Source organism: Bordetella genomosp. 1 (assembly GCF_002261335.1).
Classification (GTDB): domain Bacteria; phylum Pseudomonadota; class Gammaproteobacteria; order Burkholderiales; family Burkholderiaceae_B; genus Bordetella.
The window spans coordinates 151,970-163,785 of the sequence record NZ_NEVL01000004.1; the positions used below are offsets into that span (position 1 = coordinate 151,970).

Sequence of the window (11,816 nt, forward strand, 5' to 3'; positions counted from 1 at the left end):
AGCGAGGCGATGGCGCGGGATCGCGGCGTCCTGGAGGGGACGGGGATCGGGCGCGAGCCGGCTGCGGCACGGTCGGCGGGCGTGGCGCCAGGCGCCACGCCGCGGTTGCGCGGCGCGGCCCCGTCATGCAACGGGCCGCGCCAGATCAGCAAAGCCTCAGTTGTTGGCCTGGCTGACCATGGTCTCGACCATTTCCCACTTACCGTTCTTGACCTGGTAGATGGTGACCGAGATTTCCTTCAGGTCGCCATTCTTGTCGTAGGAGATGTGTTCGCTGGTCGCGCCCTTGCGCTCGAGCTTGGCCAGCTCGGGCAGGTACTTGGCCGGGTCGGCCGAGTTGGCCTTCTCGATGGCGGCGATCATGTTCCAGGCGCCATCGTAGGCGTAGGGCGCGTACACGCCCGGGGCCTTCTTGAAGCGGGCCTGGTAGCGCTGGTCGAAGTCCTTGCCGGCGCTCATCTTGTCGAGCGGCACGCCGGCCAGCGAGGCGTAGGTGCCGTCGGCGGCGTCGCCCGCCAGCTTGATGAAGGTGTCGCTGCGGGTCATTTCACCCGAGACCAGCGGCGCCTTGATGCCGAGCGTGGCGATCTGGCGCTTCATCGGGCCGGACTGCGCATCCAGGCCGCCGAAGAAGATCGCGTCGGGCGCCGAGCCCTTGATGTTGGTCAGGATCGAGGTGAAGTCGTTGGCCTTGTCGGTGGTGTACTCGCGGCGCACGATCTGGCCGCCGGCGGCCTTCACGGCCTTTTCCACTTCGTCGGACAGGCCCTGGCCGTACGCCGTGCGGTCGTCGATGATGGCGACCTTCTTGGCGTTGAGCTTTTCCACGATGAACTTGCCCACGGCGGCGCCCTGCTGGGTGTCGCTGGTCATCATGCGGAAGGTGGTCTCGTAGCCCTGCTTCGTGTACTCGGGCGAGGTGGCCATGGCGATCTGCGGCAGGCCGGCGTCGTGGTAGACGCGCGAAGCCGGGATCGTGGTGCCCGAGTTGAAGTGGCCGAGGATACCGTTGACGTCCTGGTCGACGAGCTGCTGCGCGACCTGGACGGCCACGCGCGGGTCGGCCTGGTCATCGCGCGACACCAGCACGAACTTGGCCGGCTTGCCGTCGATCTTGATGCCCTTCTGGTTCGCTTCTTCGAGCGCCAGGTTCAGGCCGTTCTGCATGTCTTCGCCGTAGTGCGATTGCGGGCCGGTGAGCGGGGCCGCAAAGCCGAACTTGATGTCGGCAGCCTGGGCGGCGCCCGCCACGCAAGCGGCAGCGATGCCAGCGGCAAGCAGTTTGAAGGGGGTGCGCAACGTCATGGTTTCCTCCCGATAAGTCGCACGAAATGCCTTGCTTTGTTTTATATCCGGGCTTGTGGCCCGGAGCCGGTTTTTTTGCGGCGCCCCTTCTTCGAGGAGCCCGACAATCCGGCGCCGATCTGGCGCCGGGCACTGCAACTGCATCGACCGTCGTACGGATGAAGTCCGACGGTGGTACTGCTGGTGCGACCGGATTTTGAACGGGTGCAACCTGGGCCGATATTGGAGATAACCCGATGTCTCCTTACGGGTTAGCCCTAGCCCTGATCGCGCCCTGATTTCCCCCGTCTCAACCGATGGTCATGAGGCTGGCGTTGCCGCCCGCCGCCGCCGTGTTCACGCTGATCGAACGCTCGCAAAGCAGACGTTCGGGCGCATAGCTGGCGCCGGCGGCCAGGGCGTCCGTCGACAGGCCATGCACCGCCACCAGCGGACCGGCGCGCCGCGCCACGCGTTGGTTCAGCGCGCGCAGCGTGTCGCCGTCGCCCTCGAACAACACCGCCTGGTACTGGGCCTCGTCGACTTCGCTGTCTTCGAGGATGGCGGCCTGCTCGCGCGCCTCGGCATCGAGCGTGGCCAGCAGCGCCTGCGCGGCCGGCGTGTCGGCAAACCAGGCCTGGTTGCCGGTGGCGCGCGCCACCGACCACTGCGCCCGGGCCCCCGCCTCGGTGGCGGCCACGCAATAGACGGCACCGCGCGGCTCGACCACATAGGTGTTGGTTTCGCCGGTCGGGCCCGGCAGCGCCAGCGACACGGGCATCGCCGTGGCGCCCTTGAGCGCGGGCGGCAGGCCTTGCGGGCGCACCGACAGCAGGCGATACATGTAGAGCGGGCCGCCCGCCTTAGGACCGGTGCCGGAGAGGTTTTCGCCGCCGAACGGCTGCACCCCGACCACGGCGCCCACGATGTTGCGGTTCACGTACAGGTTGCCGGCATGGACGGCCTGGGTCACGTGCGCCACGGTCTCGTCGATGCGGGTGTGCACGCCGAAGGTCAGGCCGTAGCCGGTGCCGTTGACCTGCTCGATCACGCGATCGAGGTCGCCGCGGGCATAGCGCAACACGTGCAGCACGGGGCCGAACACTTCGCGCTTGAGCTCGCCCAGGTCGGAAATCTCGATCAGCGTGGGCGCCACGAAGGTGCCGCCGCGGCATTCGCCGGTCAGTTCGACCTGGTCGACGCGGTGGCCCGCGGCGCGCAGGGTGTCGATGTGGTTGAGGATGTTCTGGCGCGCCTCGCCGTCGATCACGGGCCCGACGTCGGTCGAGAGCCGGTCGGGATTGCCCACGCGCAGCTCGCGCATGGCGCCGCGCAGCATGGTGAGCACGTGGTCGGCGTTGTCTTCCTGCACGCACAGCACGCGCAGGGCCGAGCAACGCTGGCCGGCGGAGTCGAAGGCCGAGGTCAGCACGTCGAACACCACCTGCTCCGACAGGGCCGAGGAGTCGACCACCATGGCGTTCTGGCCGCCGGTCTCCGCGATCAGCGGAATGGTGTGGCCGTCGTCGTCCAGGCGCTCGGCCAGGGTGCGGGCAATGATGCGCGCCACCTCGGTGGAGCCGGTGAACATCACGCCGCGCACGCCCGGGTGCGCCACCAGCTTGGCGCCGATGGTCTCGCCCCGGCCCGGCAGCAGTTGCACCGCGCCGGCCGGCACGCCGGCCGCGCGCAGGATCGCCACGGCCTGGGCCGCGATCAGGGGCGTCTGCTCGGCCGGCTTGGCCAGCACGGTGTTGCCGGCGGCCAACGCCGCGGCGACCTGGCCGGTGAAGATGGCGAGCGGGAAGTTCCAGGGGCTGATGCACAGCACCGGGCCCAGCGGCCGGTGCGTGTCGTTGTCGAACTCGCGCTCGGCCTGGTCGGCGTAGTAGCGCAGGAAGTCCACGGCCTCGCGCACCTCGGCGATGGCGTTGGGCAGCGACTTGCCGGCCTCGCGCACGATCAGGCCCAGCAGGGTCTGCATCTGCTCTTCCAGCAGTTGCGCGGCGCGGCGCAGGCATTGCGCGCGCTCGGCCACCGGGGTGGACTGCCAGATCGGCCCGACGTTGGCGGCGCCGCGCAGCGCGGTCTCGGCCTCGTCTTCGTTGGCCTCCATCACGCGGCCGACGAGGTCACGCTGGTTGGCGGGGTTGAGCACGTCGATGGCGCGCGCGTCATCCCAGATCGGGTCGCCCTCGCCCAGCATGGGTGCGGCGTGCCAGGGCGTGGCCGCGCTGGTCAGCAGGGCCGCCGACAGCGAACCGAGCCGGTGCTCGTTGGAGAGGTCCAGGCCGGCGGAGTTGGCGCGGGCGCCGTCCTGCGTGTTGCCGTACAGGTCGCGCGGCAGCGGAATCTTCTCGTGCGGCGCGCCCAGCGGCACCACGCGCGCGGCCGCCTCGACCGGATCCGCAATCAGCGTCTCGACCGGAATGCTTTCGTCGCCGATCAGGTTCACGAACGAGGTGTTGGCGCCGTTCTCGAGCAGGCGCCGCACCAGGTAGGCCAGCAGCGTTTCGTGCGTGCCGACCGGCGCGTAGATGCGGCACGGGCGGTTCAGCTTGCCCTGCGCGACCGGGCCGACCACTTCGTCGTACAGCGGCTCGCCCATGCCGTGCAGGCACTGGAACTCATACTGACCGGGATAGTAGTTCTGGCCGGCCAGGTGATAGATGGCCGACAGCGTGTAGGCGTTGTGCGTGGCGAACTGCGGATACACCGCTTCCGGCGCGCCCAGCAGCTTGCGGGCGCAGGCGAGATACGCCACGTCGGTGTAGATCTTGCGGGTATAGACCGGATAACCCTCGAGGCCATCGACCTGGGCGCGCTTGATTTCGCTGTCCCAGTAGGCGCCCTTCACCAACCGCACCATGATGCGGTGGCTGCTGCGGCGTGCCAGGTCGACCACGTAATCGATCACGAACGGCGCGCGCTTCTGGTAGGCCTGGATCACGAAGCCGATGCCGTTCCAGCCCTCGAGCTCGGGCGTGAAGCAGAGGGCCTCGAGCAGGTCGAGCGAGATCTCGAGGCGGTCGGCCTCTTCGGCATCGATGTTCAGCCCGATGTCGTACTGGCGCGCCAGGAGCGTGAGGGCGCGCACGCGCGGCAGCAGCTCGGCCATCACGCGCTCGCGCTGGGCGCGGGCGTAACGCGGATGCAGCGCCGACAACTTGATCGAGATGCCCGGGCCTTCGTAGATGCCGCGGCCCGCGGCGGCCTTGCCGATCGAGTGGATCGCCTGCTCGTACGAGGCGTAGTAGCGCTCGGCGTCTTCGGCGGTGGTGGCCGCCTCGCCCAGCATGTCGTACGAGTAGCGGAAGCCGCGCGCTTCCATCTTGCGGTTGTTGGCCAGCGCCTCCGAGATGGTCTGGCCCGACACGAACTGCTCGCCCATCATGCGCATGGCGATGTTCACGCCCTTGCGCACCAGCGGCTCGCCGCCCTTGCCGATCAGGCGCGTGAGCGCGCGCGACAGCGACTGCTCGCTGCTCACCGCCACCAGCTTGCCGGTGATCATCAGGCCCCAGGTGGCGGCATTGACGAACAGCGATTGCGAACCGCCCATGTGCGACTTCCAGTCGCCGCGCGCCACCTTGTCGCGGATCAGCGCGTCGCGCGTGGCGCGGTCGGGAATGCGCAGCAAGGCTTCGGCCAGGCACATGAGGGCCACGCCCTCCTGGCTCGACAGCGAAAATTCCTGGATCAGCCCTTCCACGCCCCCGCCGGTGCGCTTGTCGCGCAGCGCCGTCACCAGCTTGGCGGCCGTTCCATGGATCTTTTCGAGATGCGGCATGCGGGCCTGGCCCAGCAGCAGCGGCACGCACTCGGGCTCGGGCCGGCGGTAGGCCGCCGTGATCGCGGCGCGCAGCACCGATTGCGGCTGCACGTCCTGGGCAAAGTCGTAGAACGGGGGATGCGCGACCGCCTGGTTGTCGTCGCCGTCGTCGGCGCCGTTCTCGTCGCGGCCCAGGTGCGCCATTTCGGGCGGCAGTTGGCCACGCTCGATCTTGTCCAGATAGGACACGATCGCCTGCTTGTGGAGCCAGTGGGGGGTACAGTTGAGTTTCTGCGCGGCCGCCTTCAGGCGATCCCGCAACGCGTCGTCGACCTTGACGCCCAGGGTCGTGCTAGCCATAGAATTCGTGGGTTCCTAGATGCTGCATAGGGATGCCGCGGCAACGCGGCGCGGGAAAGGCGCCACCGCGACACGCCAGCCCCACATGCTCGGACCCACGCCTCGGTGACACCCTCGGTGCCACCGTATGCTAAACAGGTTGCAACCGGGTTGCAACACCTCAAACACTAAGGTTAACCCTAGCAGGCGGCAGGTTAACCGCCTGACTTCCCGGCGGTTTCCCCGGCGCCACGGACGTGGCAGGCCTGCCGCCGCCCGCCGGCGCCCTACTTCGCGCCGGCGTCGCCCAGCTGGGTGCAACCCGACACGCTTACCTGCTCGCCGGGCGCCTGCGCCCGCTCGCCACCCGACTGGATGGCCGACGCGATGGTCCGCGCCAGCAGTTGCGTGGCCTGCTGCTGGGCCGTGACCAGCCCAGTGATGCCGCTGCCCTCCTGCGGCCCGCTCACTACCGTGCGGCACACCAGGCCCCGGCCCGCGGTGTTCAGGGGCCGCGCCCGCCAGGTCACGTCGAGCACCGCCGGCCCGCCGTCGTTCATGTCGAAGCGCTGCACGTCGGTCTGCACGCGCCAGACCGGCGCGCCCGGCCCGGGGCGCACCACCTGCACGTCCAGCACGCCGAGCTCGCGCGTGAGGCCGTCTGACAGCGCCGCGCGCAGCTCGTCGCCCAGCGCCGCGGTCCAGCGATCGGAATACAGCGGCGCCACCGTGCCGGCGCCGGTGCGCAGCATGATCTGGGGCTGGTCGGCCTGGGCCGGCACGATGACCGGCAGCACCTCCACCATATAAGAAGCGGTGCCCGCCGGGGCCACGGCTTTCTGTTGCGGCGCCAGCAGCGTGTAGTAGCGCGCCGTGGGCGAGCCGCCGCAGGCGCTGAGGGCGGCGGCCGCGCCGAGGAGGAGGATGGTGCGCGAGAGCAAGGACGTCATGGGATCAGTTCCTGACGGGGCCGGCGCCGGGGATCGGGTCATCGCCCCGTCCGCGCAGCAAGGCCTCGGGATTGGTCTGGAGGAAATCGGCCAGCGACCGCAGCGACCGGGCCGCGCGGCTGAGCTCCTGCATCGCGCGCTCGGTGTTGACCGGCAGCGACGAGTCGGAGGCGATCAGATCGTTGACCGCCGACAGCGACTGGCGCGCCTGCTTGAGCACCGACTGCGCCTCGGGCGCGACGTCTTTCTCGAGCCGGCCCATGAGCTTGGACGTGTTGGACAGCGTCACGCGCAGCTCGTTGCCGATCTGGTCGAACGGAATCTTCTCGATCTTCGAGACGATGCTGCTGATCTGCTCCTGCAACTGGTCGAACTGGCCCGGGATGGTCGGGATCGGCATCGGCGTGGCGGGCTCGTACTTCACCGGCGGCGCCTTGGGGAAGTGATCCAGCACGATGAACAACTGGCCGGTGAGCAGGTTGGCCGACTTCATTTGCGCGCGCAACCCATACTTCACCATCACCGACATCACATGACCCGGCGCGGTGCTGCCGTCGCCCTGCTTCTCGGCCTCTTCGAGCACTTCGTCGTAGATGCGGCCCAGGCGCACCGGGTACAGCGTGGCGTCCACCATCGCGAAGAAGCGCTTGGTCTTGGAGTCGAAATCGATCGTGATCTTGGTGACTTCGCCCAGCGTGATGCCCTGGAAGTCGATCGGCGCGCCCACCGACAGGCCGCGCACCGACTGGTCGAAGCGCATGCGCACGGGGAACGGCTCGCCGTCGGTGTTGGCCTTGGCGGGGCCCTCGCCGGTGTAGAGCTCGAAGGTGCTGTTGGCCGGCGCCGCCTCGGAGCTGCGCGGCGAGACGTCCTCGAACGCGATGCCGCCGATCGCCATCGACACCAGCGATTGCGTGCGCATCTTGAGGCCGTCGGCATTGACGGAGAAGTCCACGCCGCTGGCGTTCCAGAAGCGCGTGCCGGCGGTCACGAACTTGTCGTTGGGCGCGTCGATGAAGATCTCGACATTCACGTTCTTGCCGCTGTCATCGAGCTTGTAGCCGACCACGCGGCCCACGCCGATGCGGCGGTAGTAGACGGGCGAGCCGATGTCCAGCGAACCCAGGTCATGGGCCTTGAGCATGAAGCGCTTGCCCTGCCGGTCGTAGGTCACGGCGGGCGGCGTCTCGAGGCCGACGAAATCGTATTTGGAGGCACGCTCGCCCTTTTCGGGCTTGCGCTCTTCGGCGTCCACGCCGATGTAGGCGCCCGACACCAGCGTGCCCAGGCCGGACACACCGCTCACGCCCAGGCGCGGCCGCACCACCCAGAAGTTGGTGCCTTCGCGCGCCAGGTTGGCCACGTCGCGGCCGAGCGAGGCCTGCACCAGCACCTTGCTGCGGTCTTCGCTGAGGCGGATGTCCTGCACGAGGCCGATGTTGACCTCCTTGTAGCGCAGCTGGGTCTTGCCGACCTCCAGCCCTTCGGCGCTCTCGAACTGGATGGTGATCTCCGGCCCGGACTGCAGCCAGGACCGCACCACCAGCGACACGCCGGCCAGGGCCGCGATCAGCGGCACCAGCCAGATCCAGGAAATACGCGAACGCTCTTTTTTGGAAACCGACACCTTGTGCACCGGGGTGCCGCTCGGAGGGGTCTGCTCGGCCATGTCACGATCCTTTGTACGACGCCCCGAGCCGCACGGCGGGGGCCAAATCCGACGCAATTACGTCGGTTACATCAGACGTCATTGTGCCCTAATAAATCTAAGCCGAAGGCGTGCTCGCTGCATCCGCCGGCCGGGACGCGGGCGCCTCGCCCGCCGCACCCGCGCCGCCGCGGAAATGCGGGTGATCCTCGACCCACTCGCTATGGCTTTCGCAGTCCCAGGCGCGCCGCATGTCGAAGCTCATCGCGGCCAGCATGGTGAGCACCACCACCACGCCGAACGCGGCCGCGCCCGGCGCGGCGCTGATCTGCATCAGGCCCGGGAAGTCGGCCAGCGCGGCCAGCAGGATGACCACGAACACGTCGAGCATCGACCACTGGCCGATGAACTCGACGAGCTGGTAGAGCCGGGTGCGCTGGCGCAGATTGGTGGCGCTGCGCTGCTGCGCGGTGAAGGCGAGAAACGCGAGCGACAGGATCTTGGTGAGCGGCACCACCACGCTGGCGACGAACACGATCAGCGCGATGTCCCAGCCGCCCGTCTCCCATAGCTCGATCACGCCACCCAGAATCGTGTGCGCGCTGTCGCCGAGCAGCGAACTGATGTTCATGACCGGCAGCACGTTGGCCGGGATGTAGAACACGGCGGCGGCCAGCAGCAGCGCCCAGGTGCGCGCCAGGTGTTCGGGCTTGCGATAGTGCAGCACCGCGTCGCAGCGACGGCAGTGGTGCGTGGCCTCGGGGTCTTCGTCGTCGGGCAGCGCCTGGACCTGGCCGCACACGTGGCAGCCGGTCAGCACCGTCTCGCCGCTCATGTCGGGCACGTGCACCTCGGTGGCGCCCTGCTGCTCGGCCATGCGCCACACCGCGGCGGGCGACAGCCGGCTCAGGATCGTGAGCAACACCGTGAGAAACGCGAAGGCGATGAGCCCGGCCGCGGGCTTGACCGACGCCATGCCGGCCAGCTTGACCACCGACACGACCACGCCGAGCAGGAACACCGGCACCATGCTCCAGGGCTTGACCAGCCCCAGCAGCCGCATCACGCCGCGAAAGCCGGGCGCGAGCTGCCCGCGCGACAGGGGCAGCAGCACCCACAGCAACAACAGGATCTGCGCGAACGGAATGGCGAAGCCGACCGTGCCGGTCATGAGCGCCACGGCCCAGTGGTCCTGGCGCCAGGTGATGACCACGGCATCGAGAAAGGTGGCGTCGCTGTTCATGCCCTGCACGGACAGCGTGGCCACCGGAAAGACATTGGCCACGCCGAAGGTGATCAGCGTGGCCAGGGCGAGGGCGAGCCAGTTCGCGGGGGTGAGACCGCTATAGCGCCAGAGGGTGGACTCGCAGCGTGCACAGCTCGCTGCCTCGCGCGGCGACAGCGACTGCCAACGGTAGACGTTGCCGCAGTGTTCGCACGAGAGCAGCGAGTGACGTTCGTCGCTCAATGGGCCGCCCGGTTCAATCGACCAGTTCGACTTCCGGCTTGTCGGACGCCTTCGGCGCCGCCTTGTCCGGCGTGTCGAAGCTCAGCACCACCTTGCCCTCGTCGTCGAGGTCGACGGTGACGTTGCCGCCATCGGCCAGCTTGCCGAACAGCAGCTCGTCGGCCAGCGCGCGGCGGATGGTGTCCTGGATCAGGCGCTGCATCGGCCGCGCACCCATCAGCGGATCGAAGCCGTTTTTCGCGAGGAAGTCGCGCAGGCCTTCCGTGAACACGGCATCGACGCGGCGCTCGTGCAGCTGGTCTTCGAGCTGCATGAGGAACTTGTCGACCACCCGCAGGATGATGTCGCGCGTCAGCGGCGCGAACGGAATGATCGCGTCGAGACGGTTGCGGAACTCCGGCGTGAACATGCGCCGGATCTCGGCCATTTCATCGCCGGTGCTGCGGCTGTTGGCGAACCCGATCGACGGACGGTTGAGCGTTTCGGCGCCCGCATTGGTCGTCATGATGAGGATGACGTTGCGGAAGTCCGCCTTGCGGCCGTTGTTGTCGGTGAGCGTGCCGTGGTCCATGACCTGCAGCAGGATATTGAAGATATCCGGGTGCGCCTTTTCGATTTCATCGAGCAGCAGCACGCAGTGCGGCTGCTTGGTGATGGCCTCGGTGAGGAGCCCGCCCTGGTCGAAGCCCACGTATCCCGGCGGCGCGCCGATCAGGCGCGAGACGGCATGGCGCTCCATGTATTCGGACATGTCGAAGCGCAGCAGCTCCACGCCGAGCGTGAAGGCGAGCTGGCGCGCGACCTCGGTCTTGCCGACGCCGGTGGGACCGGAGAACAGGAAGGCGCCGATCGGCTTGTCGGGCTTGCCCAGGCCGGAACGCGCCATCTTGATCGACGCGGCGAGCGCCTCGATGGCCTGGTCCTGGCCGAACACGACGGTCTTGAGGTCGCGGTCGAGCGTGGCCAGCTTGCTGCGATCGTCGTTCGACACGGAGGCCGGCGGGATGCGCGCGATCTTGGACACGATGTGCTCGATCTCGCCCTTGCCGATCACCTTCTTCTGGCGCGAGCGCGGCAGCAGGCGCTGTGCGGCCCCGGCCTCGTCGATCACGTCGATGGCCTTGTCGGGCAGATGGCGATCGTTGATGTAGCGTGCCGACAGCTCGGCGGCGGCCGACAGGGCCGCGGCCGAGTAGCGGACGTTGTGGTGCTCTTCGAAGCGGCTCTTGAGGCCGCGCAGGATCTGCACGGTCTGCTCGACCGAGGGCTCGGGCACGTCGATCTTCTGGAAGCGACGGCTCAGCGCGTGATCCTTCTCGAACACGCCACGGTATTCGGTGTAGGTGGTGGCGCCGATGCACTTGAGCTGGCCCGAGGACAGGGCCGGCTTGAGCAGGTTGGACGCGTCGAGCGTGCCGCCCGAGGCCGAACCGGCGCCGATCAGCGTGTGGATCTCGTCGATGAACAGGATCGCATCGGGATTGCCGCGGATCTGCTTGAGCACGCCCTTCAGGCGCTGTTCGAAGTCGCCGCGGTATTTGGTGCCGGCCAGCAGCGCGCCCATGTCGAGCGCGAACACCTGGGCCGACTGCAGGATCTCGGGCACCTCGCCGCGCGTGATGCGCCAGGCCAGGCCCTCGGCGATGGCGGTCTTGCCGACGCCCGCCTCGCCGACCAACAGCGGGTTGTTTTTACGGCGGCGGCACAACACCTGGATCACCCGCTCGACCTCGTGCTCGCGGCCGATCAGCGGATCGATGCGACCCGCCAGTGCGGCGGCATTGAGATCGGTGGCGTACTGGTCGAGCGGCGACTGGCGCGACTCGCCCTGCTCTTCGCTGCTGGCTTGCTGCTCTTTCTGCACGGCGGAGGACTCCTCCTGCGGCTGCTTGGTGATGCCATGCGACAGGAAATTGACCACATCCAGGCGCGTGACGCCCTGCTGTTGCAGGTAGTACACGGCATGGGAGTCTTTCTCGCCGAAGATGGCGACCAGGACGTTGGCCCCGGTGACGGGCTTCTTGCCCGTGCCGCCAGCCGACACATGCATGATCGCGCGCTGAATGACGCGCTGGAAACCGAGCGTGGGCTGCGTATCGACTTCGGCGCCGCTCGGGATGACCGGGGTATTCTCGGTCACGAACTGACGCAGGTTACGGCGCAAGTCATCCAGATTGGCGGCGCAGGCGCGCAGCACTTCAACCGCCGAGGCGTTGTCAAGCAACGACAGCAGCAGATGCTCGACGGTAATGAATTCATGCCGGGCCGAGCGGGCCTCGACAAATGCCATATGCAGGCTGACTTCAAGCTCTTGGGAAATCACGCTTCCTCCGTAACGCACCGAAGCGGTCTGGT

General features: G+C 68.1%; 6 protein-coding genes. All 6 read right to left on the reverse strand.

What is annotated here, in order from left to right; genetic code table 11:
* Window positions 1–156: 156 nt before the first annotated feature.
* The 6 genes from CEG14_RS17680 to clpA all read right to left on the reverse strand — a co-directional run bounded on the left by CEG14_RS17680 (window position 157) and on the right by clpA (window position 11,784).
* A complete protein-coding gene (locus CEG14_RS17680; protein WP_094827736.1) occupies window positions 157–1,305 on the reverse strand; it encodes a branched-chain amino acid ABC transporter substrate-binding protein in 1,149 nt (382 codons plus the stop codon).
* Between the two features lie 289 nt (window positions 1,306–1,594).
* Window positions 1,595–5,416, reverse strand: a complete 3,822-nt coding sequence (putA, locus tag CEG14_RS17685) for a trifunctional transcriptional regulator/proline dehydrogenase/L-glutamate gamma-semialdehyde dehydrogenase (protein ID WP_094827737.1) — start codon at window positions 5,414–5,416, stop codon at window positions 1,595–1,597.
* Between the two features lie 266 nt (window positions 5,417–5,682).
* Window positions 5,683–6,345 carry a PqiC family protein gene (locus CEG14_RS17690; RefSeq protein WP_094827738.1) on the reverse strand — a complete coding sequence of 221 codons (663 nt, stop codon included), beginning with the start codon at window positions 6,343–6,345 and terminating at the stop codon, window positions 5,683–5,685.
* Window positions 6,346–6,349: 4 nt separating this feature from the next.
* Window positions 6,350–8,014 (reverse strand): PqiB family protein, encoded by a 1,665-nt coding sequence (locus CEG14_RS17695; RefSeq protein WP_094827739.1) that lies wholly within the window; start codon window positions 8,012–8,014, stop codon window positions 6,350–6,352.
* Window positions 8,015–8,111: 97 nt separating this feature from the next.
* A complete protein-coding gene (locus CEG14_RS17700) occupies window positions 8,112–9,461 on the reverse strand; it encodes a paraquat-inducible protein A (RefSeq protein ID WP_094827740.1) in 1,350 nt (449 codons plus the stop codon).
* Between the two features lie 13 nt (window positions 9,462–9,474).
* Window positions 9,475–11,784 carry an ATP-dependent Clp protease ATP-binding subunit ClpA gene (gene clpA, locus CEG14_RS17705; protein ID WP_094827741.1) on the reverse strand — a complete coding sequence of 770 codons (2,310 nt, stop codon included), beginning with the start codon at window positions 11,782–11,784 and terminating at the stop codon, window positions 9,475–9,477.
* Between the last annotated feature and the right edge of the window lie 32 nt (window positions 11,785–11,816).